Raw genomic sequence first — 18,389 nt, forward strand, 5'->3', positions numbered from 1 at the left:
TCCTGCCTAACAAAAAAGGAAAGGAACTCATATGAAACCATCAACCATTAACCAAACGAGTAGACATGAATCAATGGATGCGATTTTACAAGATGTAAAGACAACCATTTTACAAACCAACGAAATCGAACGCTTCGCTGTTTTTTCACGTGAAAAAACCATTCGACCGCGGCCGTATCACCTCTCTCATTTATTTCTCGACAAGCACATTGAGCAGGAGGCCGCAGCGGAAGCGATACAGACGCAAAAGGCTGTACCTGCTTTGGCCGATATGCCGCCCGCTCTTTCCTATGGAGGGGATCTCGACGTCACACAAGGCGCACAGACCTTACAGGAAGTCTTAACAGAGGCTGCAAAAACGACAAATGGGCTTACGTATATCGTGAATAGCAAGAACGAACTCACACAATCTTATGCGCAGTTACAAGGGGACGCCGAGAGGGTTCTGACTGGTTTAAGGGCACTGGGGCTTAAGGCAGGCGATCCTGTTTTCTTTCAATTCTCATCGAATCATGCCATGGTCACTGCCTTTTGGGCATGTGTATTAGGCGGATTTGTTCCAACGCTTGTGTCGGCTGCCCCAACCTATCGGGAGATGAATGCTGCAGTGAAGAAGCTTCATCACGCTTGGAAGCTGCTCGAGCATCCGCTCATCCTAACAGATGACTCACTGATCGAGGAGGTGCAAGGGTTAGCCTTACTGTGGCATACAGACCAATTACGTGTCGCAGCAGTTGAGCCGATGCTGACATTAGAAAGAGATACAGCCGCTCACCCTGCCGCGCCAGATGATTCCGTCTTCTTTATCTTAACGTCTGGAAGTACAGGGATGCCAAAGTGTGTAGAGCATTCCCATAGAAGTGTGCTGGCGAACGTCAAAGGAACAGTGGCAGCAAATCAATTTACACAAGAGGATGTCTCGTTAGACTGGATGCCTTTAGATCATATTGGTGGCATCGTGATGTTCCACCTTGTCAATGTGTACACAGGCTGCGAGCAGATTCGGGCAAGAACAGATGACTTTATCGCTCAGCCGCTGCGGTGGCTTGACTGGATGGACCGCTACCGTGCAACGAAGACGTGGGCACCTAACTTTGCATTTGCGATGATCAATGATTATGAGAAAGAGATTTCATCAGGATCTTGGGATCTGTCGGCGATGACCTGCATGATCAATGGGGCAGAGGCGGTCGTGCCAAAAACCATCCACCGATTTCTACACCTGCTTGCTCCGCACGGCTTAAAGGGAGATGTGATCAGACCGGCTTTTGGCATGTCTGAAATCTCATCAGCGGTTGTGTTTTCCTTTGCGATTGAGCGTGGAGATGAAAACAGCGGGGTTCTGACTTTTGAGGAAACGTCGCTGACAGAGCAGCTAAGACCAGCAGAAGCACGTGAGACAGGAACCGTCAGCTTTACAGAGTTGGGCAAACCGATTCCAGGTATCACGATACGCATCGTCAATCATCAGCATGAGCTTCTTCCAGAAGATCATATTGGCCGTGTGCAAATAAAAGGTCCAACCACCATGAAGGGCTATTACCGGAATGACGAAGCGAATCAAGAAGTATTTCAAGCGGATGGCTGGTTTCACACGGGTGATTTAGGTTTCCTGCACGAAGGAAGGCTGACACTAACCGGTAGAGAAAAAGACATGATTATCATCAACGGGAAAAACTATCACAACTATGAAATTGAAGCCATAGCAGAGGAAGTACCGGGAGTAGAAACGAGCTTTGTGGCTGCTTGTTCCGTCCGAATGGAGGCTTCTGCATCCGATGAACTGATTCTCTTTTTTACACCGAAGCTGTATGAGCCAGCTTATATTATGAGGGCAAGTCAGCACATTAAATCCCATATTGCAACAAAAATGGGCTTGTCTGCATCTCGCATCATTCCTGTCCAGAAGCATGCATTTCCCAAAACAAGCTCTGGAAAAATAGAAAGGGCACAGCTCAAGACAAGATGGCAAGAAGGCGAATTTGATGAAATGATCATGGAAATGGACATGAGACTTGAAAATGAACATACCTTGCCTGATTGGAGTTATCAAAAGAAGTGGATACCTGCTCCACTTGATGCAGCTGACAAGCAGATCATAGGGGACGTTGTGATCTTTGCAGATCCATTAGGACTGGCAGATCAATTGAAATCTTTTGCAAACAGTGAACAAACATACATTACGGTTGAACCGGGTCAAGCGTTCAAACAACTCACACACACTCACTTCATCATCCACCCGAATCGGCCGTCTGACTACGAACAACTCTTTGAGACGCTCCGTTCGTATGGCGTTTCGGTGAAACACATCATTCACCTTTGGAACTATACAAACCAAGAAGACAAGCTTTATGTGTCCAAGGCAAAACAAGCGCAGAAAACGGGCAGCATGAGTGCATTATTTTTAACAAAAGCCATTTCCGTCTATGAGGAGCAGGTGGCCATCACTTTTGTCTCAGCCCATGCGATGAATGTGCCGGGGGATCATATCCACGATGTAGAAAAAGCAACGACAGTAGGACTGATGACAGCAATTCAGCATGAATGGCCGTTTATCAAGGTGCAATGTCTTGATTTTTCTCTAGCAGAATCGGTATCTAGTCATTCTCATGCAATGGCGATGATGGCAGAACTCACACATGACCAAGACCGTCATGTTGCTGCTTATCGTCAAGGTGTTCGTTATATTCCCTTTTTAGCACCTCTTCATTTGGAAAAGGAACAGAAAAGGAAAGAGCCGCCATTTGAATCATCTGGGCTTTATGTCATAACAGGCGGGCTAGGCGGAATTGGCCGTTTAGTCAGTGAACACCTACTGACATCTTATCAAGCACATCTCGTATTGCTTGGAAGGAAAGAGAGAGAGGCACTTTCTAGTGACCAGCAAGAGACATTGTCTTTGCTAGAAAAGCAGGCAAAAGTGCATGGCGGCAAGGTTCTTTATGAGAAAGCAGACATCACGGCTGAAAAAGAGGTAGAAGCGATCATCTCTAGACATGAGGTCGCCGGAAATCGAAGGCTGGATGGCATCATTCATTTCGCAGGTATTATTCAAGAAGAACTGCTTGCTGATATGACATCTGTGTCTCTGAATGACATGTACGAAGCGAAGGTATATGGAACGATTGCGCTTCATGAAGCTGCCTCCAAACGCAGGAATGTTTTATTTCTTTCCAGCTCGTCAGCCCGAACGCTAAAGGGCGGTATGACTGTCGGCGCCTATTGCGCTGCCAATGAGTTCGTGGAACAATTTGCTCATTATCAGAAGCTGACATCTACAGTGAAGCCATATTGCTTTAGTTTCAGCATGTGGGACGAGATTGGAATGAGTGAAGGCTCCATGATAAAAGGCATGTTAAAAGAAAGAGGTTATCTACCAATTTCAAAGCAGGCAGGCTTCCAAACAATGCTCGCATGTCTGATGACAGATGCTCCGCTCATTTATACGGGATTGGATCGATCGAAGAAAGAGATTCACGAGATGATCCATGCGGATGCGGAGATGCAAACAGAGCAGACCTTTTACGTCTTTTTCAAAACTGATCAAACAAAGGCGGTGGAAGAGCGGCTTTATCAATCGATTCATACGTGTTTACAGTCCCGTCTATCTGGTGAATATGCCGTGCATTTGTTTCCTGAGGAATATTGGAAAGAAACAGAAGATGGATCGCCAGACGAGGCATATTTTCATGAATTAATAGAGGAAAGCGGAATGGATTCAGACAACAGAGCACCTCACACAGAAACGGAGAAACTGCTCGCACACATTTGGTCAGAGTTGCTCGATGTCTCGGATGTCAGCTGCGGCGATCATTTCTTTTTACTAGGAGGTCATTCGCTGAAGGCGACGCAAATGCTGTCTGCGGTTAGACAAAAAACAGGGTTTGACGTGCCACTTGCTGTGTTGTTTGAACATACGAGACTCGGAGAATTAGCAGACTGGATCGATTCAAATGCCAAAGCAGATGAAGTGATTCCGATGAGAAAAATGGAAAAGGGTCAGGAAATTCCGATGTCTTATGCCCAGCAAAGACAGTGGTTCCTCTATCAATTAGAGCCGGATCTGCCATTTTACAATAATACGATTTCGTTTCGGATGAATGGGCCTTTAGATATCAAGGTGCTTCAGGAAAGTCTGCATCATATGGTGGAAAGACATGAATCGCTCAGAACGTCCTTTACGATGAGCGGGGATGAACCGGTACAGGTCATTCATGAACAGATGGCCCTTCCAGAGCTTGAGGTGATGGACCTTTCAGGCATAGCGTCACAGGAAGAGAAAGAACAAAAAGCGGCTGAATGGGCGAAAGAAGAGGCATCCACACCTTTTCAATTAGAACACGAAGCGCTCTTTCGAGTGAAGCTGATTCGACTTTCACCCGCAGAGCATATCTTGCTGATGTCCATTCACCACATCGTGTCAGATGGCTGGTCGATCGGCATTGTTGCAAGAGAATTATCCGAGTGGTATACAGCGGCGATCGAAGGGCGGGAGCCGCACTTGCCGGCATTGCCAATTCAATATGCGGATTACGCACTGTGGCAGAAGGAGTATTTGACAGGAGAGCCACTAGATAAGCAGCTTACCTATTGGAAGGAGCAATTTGCGGCACCTGTTGAAGATTTGGTATTGCCGTATGATCATCCGCGGCCGGCCGTTCAATCCTACGAAGGGAAGACGAAAACATATCAACTGTCGAAGTCACTGTCTGAAAAGATTGATGAGCTATCTAAGAAAACAGACAGCACACTTTATATGACCTTGCTGTCGGCTTTCTCTACACTTTTACATCGATTGTCTTCACAGGATGAGTTTGTCATTGGCTCGGTCATTGCTGGGAGAAATCGAACGGAAATGGAGCATTTAATCGGATTTTTCGTGAATACATTGGCGCTTCGGATCGACCATAGCGGGAATCCAGCCTTTACGGAATTATTAGAGCGAGTGAAGGAGACAACCGTCGGTGCTTATGCACATCAGGATGTGCCGTTTGAGATGGTGGTCGATGAATTGAATATTGTCCGTGATGCCAGTAAGCAGCCGCTGTTTCAAGTTATGTTTGTTCTGCAAAACCTACCGCTTGAAGCTTCTCCAATGGGGGAGGCGACGTCAGTTTTAGCCATTGAAGATAATGATACAGCGAAATTTGATCTCTCTTTGTTTGTGTTTGAAGGAGCTGAAGGTCTTCAGTTAAAACTTGAGTATCATGCGGATTTATTTTCTGATGACACGATGGAGCGATTCCTTGCATACTACGAGCACCTGCTTGAAGGAATTTGTGAAAATCCAGCGCTGCCGATCAGACAAGTGAATTTCCTGCCAGAGAAAGAAAAGCATCAATTGCTCTATGAATGGAGCGGAAAGACTGATCAACCAAAAGGTCCGTTACTCATGACGGAACGATTTGAAGCGCAAGTGAAAAAGACACCTCATGCAGTGGCGCTCGAGTTCCAGGGAGATGAGTGGACGTACCAAGAGTTACATGAGAAAGTCGATCGTCTAGCAGCCTATTTGCAGCAGCGAGGCGTGACGCCGCATGAACCAGTTGGACTGCTCATCGACAGATCGCCTGAAATGATTCTTGGGGTGCTGGCCATTGTGAAAGCAGGCGGGGCCTATGTGCCAATTGATCCTGAATATCCAGATGCACGCATTGACTATATGCTGAGAGATACAGGGATTCAGCTTTTACTGACAAAAAATGAATGGCTGAAAAAAGTATCCATCCATCAAACGGAACTCATTTGTCTTGATCAAGGGTATGAAGAATTTTTACCAGAAGCAGAGGTCATGCCCGCTGCACTAAGACCTGATGGACTTGCTTATATCAATTACACATCGGGGTCAACTGGACAGCCAAAAGGAGTACTGATCCCGCATCAAGCGGTCGTCCGGCTTGTGTGTGAAACAGACTATGTCACCCTTAATGAACAAACGCGCATTTTACAAATCGCTAGCTTCTCTTTTGATGCATTTACGTATGAAATATGGGGTGCCCTTTTAAACGGGGGAAGGCTCATACTGACGGATCGAAATACCATTTTATCAATGGATACATTAGCGGAAGCACTAAAAACTTATCAGATTACAACAGGGTTCCTGACTGTGCCGCTGTTCAACCGTTTAACAGAAGAACATCCAGAAGCTTTATCTGGACTTCATGCATTATTGATCGGCGGAGATGCCTTATCAGCCGCTCATATCCGAAAAGCACTACCGTATTTGCCTGAAGGGCTTTTAAATGGTTATGGACCAACAGAGAATACAACATTCTCCTGTGTGCATCACATTCGAGCACTGGAAGAAGATCAGGCGACGGTCCCGATTGGACAGCCTATTGCTTATTCACAAGCTTATGTATTAGATGACCAAATGCAGCCAGTTCCGCAAGGCGTCATCGGCGAAATTTACGTTGGCGGCACAGGGCTAGCACTTGGTTACCTTGGAGATGAAGAAAAAACAGCATCATCATTTATCCCGCATCCTTTCCAAGAAGGAGCGCGTTTATATAAAACAGGCGATATGGGCCGCTGGCTGTCAAATGGCATCATTGACTGTCTTGGAAGAATCGATCATCAAGTGAAAATTCGCGGACACCGCGTGGAATGTGGAGAAATTGAAGCCGCTATGCTGACTTTTGATGACATCACAGAATGTGCCGTTATCCCGCATCAGCATGAGAGTGGTCATAAGCGATTGATCGGTTATTTTGTCCAAAAAGGCGGCATGACCACGCAAGACATTCGCAAAAACTTAAAAGACATCCTGCCAGATTATATGGTACCAAGCCTATTAATAGAGCTGGATGAATTACCGCTCACGCCAAATGGCAAGGTAGACCAAAAGCGTCTTCCACCGCCAGAGTGGAGACAAGAAGAAGTAGAAACAGCCATTGATAGAGCAGCTACTGAGGAAGAACGTGTGTTAGAAAAAGTGTGGTCTCAGCTGCTAGGCGTTCCTTCTATTGGCGTCCATGATAACTACTTTGAGCTTGGCGGTGATTCTATTATTGTCATACAAATGGTGGCACGTTTAGCACAGGAAGGCTACGTCATCCAGCCGAGAGATGTATTTGAAAAACAGACCATCTCACAACTCGCACAAGCGATGAGAAAGTCAGAGGTCTCTACGGTCTATGATCAATCACCTGTGACAGGAGAGGTTCGTCTTCTCCCGATTCAATCATGGTTCTTTGAGCAATCGTTGACCAATCAAGATTATTGGAATCTATCGGCGCATATTGAAATGAAGCGATCTGTTCCACATGAACAGTTAACACAGGTTCTTTCAAAACTGGTCGATCATCACGATATGCTGAGAGCTATATATACAAAAGAGGCAGATGGCACATGGATTCAAACCATTCGTGAGCCTGGCATCACACCATGTGTCACATTCTTTGATGTGACGAATGTATCTCAGGAGGAAGCACGGGAACAAATCCGCTTGGAGACAAGTGCCTGTCAAGGAACATTGTCATTAGAGCGCGGAGAAGTAATCAAAGCGATTCTTTTTCATACAGGTGAAGACACGTCTGAGCTCTTTATTGCTGCACACCATCTCGTCATGGATGGCATATCATGGCGCATGATACAAGAAGATGTACTAAATGGATTGAAACAGCTTGCTACGGGGCAGGACATCCTATTTGCGAAAAAAACCGCCTCCTATAAGCAGTGGGCAGATGCCTTATACGAATATGCACAAACAGATCAATTACAAGCGCAGGCCTCTTTTTGGCAAAAAATCAAGGATCAAGAGGAAGAAGGTTCTCCTTTCCAACTGCCTGCGCTTTCTAATATAGAAGAACATGCAGAGATCCTGTCGGTTCAGCTTACAAAGGAACAAACAGATAGGTTACTTAGACAGGCCTCACAAGCATACCGAACAGAGATTAACGATTTACTGTTAGCAGGACTCACGCAAGCCATTGGAAAGCCAATGCTCATCACGTTAGAAGGGCATGGACGCGAGGATTTATTTGAACAGATGGATTTGTCACGGACAGTCGGCTGGTTTACAAGCTCTTATCCTATTTTTATTCCTTTTATACAAACCGATGTTGCAAGACAAATCAAAGACGTCAAAGAAACCTTACGAGCTGTGCCGCAAAAGGGAATCGGCTATGGTTTGCTTCAATATATGACAGAATCTCGTTTACTCAAAACGGTAACGCCGCAGATGAGCTTTAATTACCTCGGTCAGTTAGATCAGGCAGATGGCGAAGCCAAGCTGTATATAGCAGACGAACGAAATGGACATGTTCACGATCCGAAAGCAGAAAGACAGCATTTGATCGATGTGTATGGATATGTGACAGATGGTCAGTTGCAGATGAACTTTATGATCAATCGTGAACTGCTGCAAGATCAAGAGGTGCGGTTGTTACCTGAACGTTTTAAAGAAAAAATGGAGATCATCTTGACGCATTGTGTTGAAACGAGCGGCGGCTTTACACCATCTGATTTTCCGATGGTTCAGCTCACGCAAAAGCAAATAGATGAACTTCCAGACAATGTAGTCGATGTGTATCCGCTGTCTCCAATGCAGCAAGGAATGCTGTTTCATGCACTGCTAGATCAAGACTCACAAGCTTATTTTGGTCAGGTGCATATGACGCTCCAAGGCTTAACAAACGGCGATGCCTATGAACAAGCTTGGAATCTTCTTGTAGAACGTCATTCGATTTTGAGAACAAAATTCGCTTGGGAAGGGCTGAAGGAGCCTGTTCAGTTCATTCAATCAGAAGGAAGCATCCATCTCACTCAGCACGATGTGCGCCACCTGAGTGATGCGAAGCAAGAAGAGACAATCGAACACTTTTTAATATCTGATCGTTCAAAGGATTTCCATTTAGACCATATAGATGAACCGCTAATTCGGATTGCTTTATTCCGTTGTGATGAGGAAAGATGCACGTTTGTCTTTAGTTTTCATCACATTTTAATCGATGGCTGGAGTTTGTTCAGTTTTATTCAGGAATCCTTTGCGCTGTATCGCTCTCTTGTGGACGACCGAGAGATCAGTCTTTCTACAGTCCGTCCATATAAAGATTTTATCGAATGGCTGCAAAAGCAGGATCAAGAGAAGGCGCAAGAATTCTGGCAGCGTTATATGTCAGGCGTAGAGGAAGCGACACCGCTTCCAGGAGACGGCGAAGAACATGCTTTAGACCAAGAAGTAAGCATGGCGCAGTCCAGCGTCAAATTGACGCCAGAGATGCAGCAGAAGCTGGAGAAGATGACTGGCAAGCAGAAGGTCACGATGAGCACACTGATTCAATCAGCGTGGGGACTGCTCTTGCACCTTCATTCGGGCGCAGAGGATGTCATATTTGGGGTGACCGTATCTGGCCGGCCAGCCGACTTACCAGAAGTGGAAAGCATGACAGGGCTCTTTATTAACACATTGCCGCTTCGTTTACCGATCCATTCGGACTGGACGATTGCACGATTGCTCGCCCATACACAGGAAACCGTTTTTCAGATGAGAGAATACGAGTATACCGTACTGCCAGATATTCAGCAGATGACGGAAATTCCAAATGGAGAGGCATTGTTTCACAGCATTGTCGTGTTTGAAAACTATCCGATTGAGTCCATTGAGCCGTATGGCGTACGCATTTTAGACATCGCCAGTCATGAAGAAACAAATTATGACTTAACCCTTGTCGCAGTGCCGGGAGATACGCTGGAGCTTCGGATCACATACAACTTAAATCAATATACAGAAAAGCAAATACAAACGCTGATGCAGCAGCTGATTCACACACTTGAAGCCATGACAGAACAAGTGGATACGCCGCTATCTTCCTTCACACTTGTGACAAGTGAGGAAAAAGAGCGGATGATCAGTGATTGGGCGAAAAACGCATGTGTCAGCGTGCTATACCCAGACCAAGAAGAAGTTTATGCAGGCGTACATGATCCTGCCTATGAAACGGAAATATATGTCCTGAATGAAGAACATCAGCTCATGCCGGTTGGATTTCCTGGAGATATTTTTATCGGCGCAAAAGAGATCAAAGCACTTTTTGGAGAGCTAGCCGATTGGATGGAGGCGCATAAAATTCCGCATCCATTCAAACATCAAACAGGCGAATACCTTTATCCGACAGGGGATGTCGGCGTTTGGACGGAAGAAAGCAAGATTCAGATTTTGGATTGGATGTAGGAGGAGAAAAAGAATGCTAGTTAGTAGACGAAAAGGAAATGCAGCAAATCATATTGTCAGGATCAATGGAAAACGAATCGATCTCAAAGCATTAGAGAAAGTCTTCATGCTTCACTTTCCACTAAAGGAATGTGCGCTCATCCCGAAGAAAAATCAAGAAGGAGGCCTATCGCTTGTGCTTTTTGCACAGGCGAAGGACCCTTCGCTGACAAGAGAGGATTTGATGAAAGGCCCGCTTCATCCTGATGAAGTGCCAGCCGCACTCGTCCTCGTCCCTTCCTTGCCGCGAAAAGAAAGTGGAGCGGTCGATACCGAGGCGCTGCTTGCCATTGATGTACTAGATGAAGAGGAACGAAGAAAGATAGAAGAGCGCACGAAAGCCATAGATGGAGTAGAGGAAGCAGCTGTTTTGATAGAGAGTCAGACAGAAAAACAAACACCTTATCATTTAGATGACCTCTTCCCGGATAGACAGCGTACAAATGGAAACGAATCGTTTTCAAAAGATGAAGTCAGCCAAACCATACAATCCTCCGTACAAGAAAAACCACCAGCTCTTGTTTATGGAGGTGATGTGATCAGAAAACCAGGTACACCAGTCACATTGACAGAGGTACTGATCCGAGCCGCCTTTATGTCACCAAATCGCGGAGTCACGTATCTCAAAGAAGGCGGTCATGAGGTGATCCAGACTTACCCGGAATTGCTCACAGGAGCGGAACGTGTCCTATCTGGATTAAGGGCAGCCGGACTTTCAAACGGCGATCAAGTGCTGCTTCAATTGAAAGACCATCAAGATTTTATCACGGTATTCTGGGGCTGTATTCTCGGTGGAATCATTCCAACCCCAGTCTCTGTACCGCCTGTGTATGATGAAATGAATCAAGGCGTGAACAAGCTCAAGGGCGTGTTTCAGCTGCAAAATGAGCCATTCATTATTACAAACGAAGCGAGTGCTGAGGACATTGCAGGGCTACGTAAAACGTTTGAATCAAAAGCGATTCCGATTTTAACAATCGAAACATTACTTGCCTGTGATCCAGATGAACAGCATTATGAACCAGAGCCGGATGAGCCTGTGCTTCAGCTGCTGTCCTCAGGAAGTACGGGTGTGCCAAAGTGTATCCGGCACAACCATCAAAGCATTTTATCTAGAATCATTTCCTTTGAGCAGGCAAATGGTTTCACGCATGAGGATGTATCAATGAACTGGATGCCGCTTGATCATGTAGGGGGCATTGTCATGTTTCATGTCCATGATGTGTACCTCGGCTGCCAGCAAATTAGTCCATCCATTGACCAATTTATCGAACGTCCGATGGTGTGGCTGGATTGGGTAGAAAGATACGGTGTCACAAGGACGTGGGCGCCAAACTTTGCCTTTGCGATGATGAATGAATATGAAGACGACATTCGCAAAGGGAGCTGGGATCTCTCCACCTTGACTTATATCATGAACGCCGCCGAAGCAGTTGTTCCTAAAGTGACGCAGCGTTTCATGCACATCATGGGTGAGCACGGATTAAGCCGCCATGCGATGGTGCCGGCTTATGGCATGTCAGAAACATCATCAGCCATTGTCCAGTCAAAAGAATTCATGCGTCATGATGATCAGGATGGACAACTGACCATTGATCAGACCTCATTAACAAGTGAGATTCAATATGTGACGCACGATCATCCGCACAAGATGACCTTTACAGAAGTTGGTGCACCCATCCCATCTGTATGGATTCGGATTGTTGATGAGCATCACCATGTGCTGCCAGAAGATCAAGTCGGCCGCTTGCAGGTGAAGAGTCCAACGATTATGATGGGCTACTATCAAAATGAGGAAGCGAATGAAGAAGTATTTGCAGAAAACGGCTGGTTTCATACAGGAGATTTAGGATTTATTCATGAAGGGCGCCTAGTCCTCACAGGGCGGGAAAAGGATATCATCGTCATCAACGGCGCGAACTATTTGAATTACGAAATTGAAGCCGTTGTGGAAGAGGTTGAGGGGGTTGAAGTCACCTTTGCCGCTGCGTACGGCATTTACAATCCCGAATCAAGTAATGACACACTCGCCGTCTTTTTTGTCACGCAGAAGGATTCGATAGAGGATCAAATCACAATGATTCAGCAGATTAGAGAGAGCATCATTCGCAAAATGGGAATCGAACCTGACCACATCATTCCGGTGAAAAAAGACCAATTTCCGAAAACAGAAAGCGGAAAAATCCAACGTGCCCAACTAGGTGCGGCACTGAAAGATGGGGTGTTTCATGACATTGAACGTGCACTTGATCTTGCTTCGGAAAATGAACAAACCCTCCCAGATTGGTTCTTTAAACGTATTTGGGTAAAAGAGAATATCGGTCCATCTCAGCCAGTCTCCACTGATCATGTACTCGTATTTGAGGATGAAAAAGGGCTTTATCAATCGCTTTATACACAATTTGAACAAATGAACCTGCCTTATGTTTCTGTGAAAAAGGGTCATGAATTTTTACGCCTGTCAAAAGGGATGTATCAGATGAACCCTCGAATCAAGGGGGATTACGTCAGGCTTGTGGCGGCGCTTGAAGCCGATGAATTAAAAATTGACCGTATGCTTCACTTGTGGAATGTGTCAGACAAGGAGATGATTGCGAGCCCTGCGCAGTTCAAAGAACTGAATGCAAGCACCAGCCAATCCATTTTGTATTTGTATCAAGCATTGAGACAAGAAAATAAAGAGCCGATGCGTCTCGTTGTTGTCACAAAAGGTGGTCAATTGGTGAAACCGCAAGATGAGCTTCATGTGGAGAAAACGTCTCTTGCCGGATTATTAAAAACCATCCCGCAAGAATGGGAAGGGGCAGAAGTGTCTCACCTTGATATTGAAGCGGAGAATGTGGAACAGGATGCCAAGCATATTGCGGACGAACTAGGTGCGATTCATTTGAAAGCAGAAGTGTCTTACCGGCATGGCCAGCGCCTCGTACCAAAGCTGGAAAAAGTGAATATGATGACGGCACCTCAGACAGAAGGGTTTTTAGAATATGAAGGCTTGTACTTGCTGACTGGCGGGCTTGGCGGTATTGGATTTGAACTGTCTAAGCAAATGCTCCAATTTGGCTTGAAGCTCGTGTTAATTGGACGGACATCCCTTGAAGAAGACAGAGAAAAAGAGGCGTCATTCTCACAGCTTAAAGGTCTGGGAGACGTCCTTTATGTACAAGCCGATGTGACGAATTTATGTGACGTCGAGCAGGCGATTTATGAAGCAGAAAAGCATTTCGGACAGTCGATCCGAGGAGCGCTTCATTTAGCCGGTGCTGGCAATGTATCTGAGCACTTTCAGCATGTGGATACGTACACACTGGCTCATACGACAGAAGAAGATTTCGTCAAAGAACTTTCAGGGAAGGCAGATGGTGCTTGGGTGCTACAAGAAGCCTTCAAGCATGACCCGTCAGTTCCACTCGTCTTTTTTGGATCAGTGAATGGCTATTTTGGCGGCACAACATTTGGTGCATATTCTGCTGCAAACAGCTTTTTAGATGGACTCGCACATGCCCTTACCTATCATGAGGGAAGAAGAGCGATTTCGTTGAATTTCAGTATGTGGGATAATCTTGGTTTGTCTAAGGGACATACTGGGGCTGCGCTAACCGTTCGCAAGGGCTTTCAATTGATTGGAAAAAAACAAGGGCTCCATTCATTATGTCTAGGTGTTCGGCTGAATGAAGCGCATCTATTTATCGGCCTAGATGGGGCGAATCAAGAAATCGCTGAACATCTTCAACCAGCACCAATGCCGCTTTTTGAAAAGAAACTGTACTATACGGTGCAATCAGGCAAAGAAGTGGATGCTGACAAGATCACAGACATCATAGAGGGGAAATGGGACATCAGGCAAGTGGAAGATATACCGAAAAAACAAGATGGCTCTATTGATCACGAAGCCCTCAAACAGTTCCATCACAAACACGCACAGCCGTTTGAAAAGCAATTGCCAGAAACGAAGACAGAGCAGGTGCTTGCGGCCATATGGGAGGATATTTTAGAAGTCGATCGTGTGTACAAAGAGGATCAATTCTTTGATCTTGGTGGACATTCATTAAAGGCCACTCAAACGATTTCTCGTATTAATCATGAGTTTTCAATAAAGGCACCGCTAAAAATATTGTTTGAAAGCAAGAATCTGGCACACTTGGCACAAATGGTCGATGACATCAATGGAGCACCAGCCATTCAGGAAGCCAGCATTCCAAAGCTGGAAAAACGAACAAGCTATGAGCTGTCACATGCTCAAAAGCGAATTTGGTTCTTATCTACATTAGAAAAGAGCCATCATTACAATATATTAGGTGCTTGGAAGCTGATGGGCCAATTACACATCCAAACGTTAACAAAAGCGATCGGTCTCTTAACAAAACGTCATGAAGCACTGCGCGCAACATTTCAAACCATTGGCGGCAAGCCGGTTCAAGTCATCCGTGAAGATCTTCCGCCATCAGTAACCGTTGCGAATTTCTCATTATTTAATGAAAAAACAAGAGTGAGAAGATTGGAACAGCTGATTCAGCAAGAGGCGAACCGCATCTATGACTTAGAACGTGGACCGCTTGCACAGTGGACAATTGTTGATATGGGGAAAGAGGAATATTACTTGCTTTGTGCGCAGCATCATATCATTTCCGATGCATGGTCGCTCAGCCTGCTTATTCAAGAATTAGAAGTCGTGTATGGTGCGCTATTATCAGAGAAAACGCCTGAGCTACCTGTACTTGAGATTGAATGGACCGATTATGTTCATTGGGAGAATGAGCAATTAAAGAACCACCATGAGGCTCAGAGCTATTGGCTAGAAACGTTACAAGGAGAGTTGCCGGTATTAGAGCTCCCGTTTGACCGTCCTCGTCCGCCGGTTCAAACATTTAATGGGGCTACAGAGCAAATCGTGATAGATGAACCGCTTGTTCGTCGTTTAAATGCCTTGTCGAGGCAGCAAGGGACAACACTATTTATGACGATGTTGTCAGCCTATTATGTCCTGCTTCACAAGTTGTCTGGACAAACAGATGTCATTGTTGGATCGCCGATCGCTGGGCGTGATGTCGAACAATCAGAGAAGCTCGTCGGCATGTTTGTCAATACATTGGCGCTGAGACAGGACGTTTCAAAAGCCGATACCTTTACCGATTTACTGGCAAAGGTGAAAGAAATGACGTTAAAAGCTTTTGAGCATCAGCATTATCCATTCGACAAGCTTGTGGATGACCTTTCAATGGATAGAGACCTAAGTCGTTCACCGATCTTCCAAGTCGCCATGGGGTATGTCACTGATTCGCTGGATATCAACCTAAAAGGACTGACATCGGAACAAGTGATGGTCCATCATACCGTCTCTAAATTTGATCTCACCTTGCATGTATTTAAGCAGGAGGACAAGCTGTCTATCCATGTGGAATATAATACGGATTTATTTGAGCAAGAAACGATCCACCGTATGATGAATTATTATCTCAATTTGTTAGATGGCATGACGGCTCAGCCTGAACGGACATTCGCTGACTTTTGCGTCATGGACAAAACAGAACAGAATGCCATGATCATAGGAAAAAATCAAACCGACACGCCTTATCCAAAGCGTACGCTGCAAGAACTATTTGAAGAACAAGTGCAGCGTGATCCGCACCGGATTGCTGTATCTTATATGGAAGAGCATATGACGTATCAAGATTTAGACGAGAAGGCGACAAAACTGGCTGCCTATTTACAGTTAAAGGGCGTTGGACCCGGTTCACTTGTCCCGATGCTGTTTGATCGTTCGTTTGACATGATGGTCTCAGTTCTAGGGATCGTCAAGTCGGGTGCTGCTTATGTACCGATGTCACCTGAGTATCCAGATGCCCGCATCGGTCTGATCGTTCGCGATACACAAAGCGATATCATCTTAACCCAGTCGCATCTGATCAATCGTTTAGACGGTCTGAGCGGCACAAAGATTGAAATGGACAAGCCGTTACCAGAAACAGACGCAGTGTATCAAAGGGAAAAATCGATTGTAGGAGAAGACCAGCTTGCCTATGTGAACTACACTTCAGGCTCAACAGGCACACCAAAAGGCGTGATGCTTCCTCATGCAGGTGTGGTCCGCTTAGTGAAAGAAACAAACTATATTGAGCTTGGTTCAGAAGATAAAATGCTTCAGCTGTCTAACTATGCATTTGATGCCTTTACCTTTGAATTATGGGGAATGCTGCTAAGTGGCGGTCAGCTGGTTCTGATCCCGAAATATGCTGCTCTAAATATGGACGAATTAACTCGTTTAATCAAAACGCATCAAGTCACAGCCAACTGTTTGCCAACTGCATTATTCAACCGGCTGATTGAGCATGATCCAAAAAGTGTGGCTGGATACCGTACATTACTCGTTGGCGGAGAAGCCATGTCTAGTGAGCATGCACGAAAGGCATTGCCACATATGAAGGGTGTGCTGATCAATGCTTACGGTCCAACAGAAAACACAACATTAGCGACCACTTATCAAGTCACACACGTACCGGAGGATGCAAGATCAGTGCCAATCGGTGTGCCAGTCGCCAACTCAACGGTTGTCATACTTGATGATCATCTCAATCCAGTACCAACAGGCGTCAAAGGAGAAATCTATATCGGCGGAACAGGGCTGGCAAAAGGATATCTGCATGACCCAGAGCGCACGAAGGAGCGGTTTATTGACAATCCATTCCCGGCATTAAAAGGGGACAAACTGTATCGTTCCGGTGACCTAGGGAAATGGCGGTCTGATGGCAGTATTGAATACCTTGGCCGAAAAGACAACTTGGTCAAAATTAGAGGCTACCGAATTGAATGTGGAGAAATCGAGACAGCCCTGCTCAAACACCCACAAGTAAAAGAATGTACCGTCATTGCTAAAACGTACGGCAGCTCAAAACGGCTGGCAGCTTACCTTGTCATAGATGGGGGAGAGCCTGTTCCCGGATGGAAAGCATTTTTACAGGAAAGCCTGCCAGGCTATATGATTCCAAGTTACTTTATCGTACTTGACGCAATTCCTGTCACAACAAATGGGAAGGTCGATCAAAAAGCACTGCCGGAGCCGACAGACGCAGTCTCATCCTCACATGAAGACGATCAACCGGCAACAGAAACACAGCAGCTGATTGTGACAGCTTTCAGTGAAGTGCTTGGTGTCAAACGAGTAGGAATTCATGATTCATTCTTTGATTTAGGTGGAGATTCCATTATGAGTATTCAAGCCGTTGCCAAATTAAAAGAAAAAGGTGTCCGTGTTGATCCGAAATGGATTTTCATGCACCCAGCGCCAGCACAGTTAGCGGCATATTTGGACACAGTGCCAGAAACAGGCGAGCCTGTCGAAAGAGCGCCGAAAGACTATGTGATCGAGTTGAAAAAAGGGGATCCGGCTGAACCGAGAATTTTCTTTGCACCGCCTGCTGGTGGAACGGTGATGGGGTATATCGATGTGGCCAAGCTCATGACACATGAAGGAGCTGTTTACGCCTTGCAGTCTCCAGGCTTGTATGAGGATGAAGAACCACAATTCCTTCATTATACAGAGCTTGTCACCATTTTTATTGAAGCCATTGAGACATTCTATCGACCAGGCATTGATTATTTGGCAGGACATTCCATGGGCGGACATCTTGCTTACGGAATGAATCAGAGACTCTGTCATGCAGGAAAAGCGCCAAAAGGATTGATCATTTTAGATACGGTTCCGGTATTAAGAGATGAGGCAGATCAAGCGCTTCATGCCGATATGAACGAAGAAGAAGTGAAAATGCTGGCCCTCGTCCTAGGTATGGGGAACCTCGTCGGCATCAAACCAGAAGCATTACAAGGGCTCAGCTTCCAAGAAGTGAAGCAGAAAATCCTCAAAGAAGCAGAAAAGGATGAAGTCGTTCATCAATTTATGAATGATCACTATTTAGATAAATACTTGCAAATGCAGACACATAATACCATCATGTCACAAGCCATTGAATTAGAAAAAGACCCATTCTCTGTGCCGTTTTATATTATACAAAGCAGCGATCACGCCACAGATTTCCAGAAGAAATTTGCCGATTGGGAAGCTTACACGAGAGAAACGTGCTCGTATTTTCAGATAAAAGGCGACCATGTGACCATGATGAAAAGACCGCAGGCAGATCAACTTGCGCAGATTCTTGAAACGATCGTAAAGGGGTAAGGA

General features: G+C 45.6%; 2 protein-coding genes. Both read left to right on the plus strand.

What is annotated here, in order from left to right:
- The first annotated feature begins 31 nt into the window (after nucleotides 1-31).
- The gene (locus NST01_RS01990; RefSeq protein WP_341041403.1) at nucleotides 32-10,174 is read left to right on the plus strand and encodes a non-ribosomal peptide synthetase; all 10,143 of its coding nucleotides are present in this window, start codon (nucleotides 32-34) and stop codon (nucleotides 10,172-10,174) included.
- A gap of 13 nt (nucleotides 10,175-10,187) precedes the next feature.
- Nucleotides 10,188-18,386: a non-ribosomal peptide synthetase gene (locus tag NST01_RS01995; RefSeq protein WP_098680847.1), complete on the plus strand. Its 8,199-nt coding sequence runs from the start codon at nucleotides 10,188-10,190 to the stop codon at nucleotides 18,384-18,386.
- Nucleotides 18,387-18,389 lie beyond the last annotated feature (3 nt).

Origin of the sequence: Bacillus sp. FSL R7-0166 (assembly GCF_038008935.1) — a bacterium.
In the GTDB taxonomy this organism is placed as follows: Bacteria; Bacillota; Bacilli; order Bacillales; family Bacillaceae; genus Bacillus; species Bacillus altitudinis.

Coding starts and splice junctions, on each gene's coding strand:
- NST01_RS01990 (WP_341041403.1), top strand. CDS start 32: ATGAAACCATCAACCATTAACCAAACGAGTAGACATGAATCAATGGAT.
- NST01_RS01995 (WP_098680847.1), top strand. CDS start 10,188: ATGCTAGTTAGTAGACGAAAAGGAAATGCAGCAAATCATATTGTCAGG.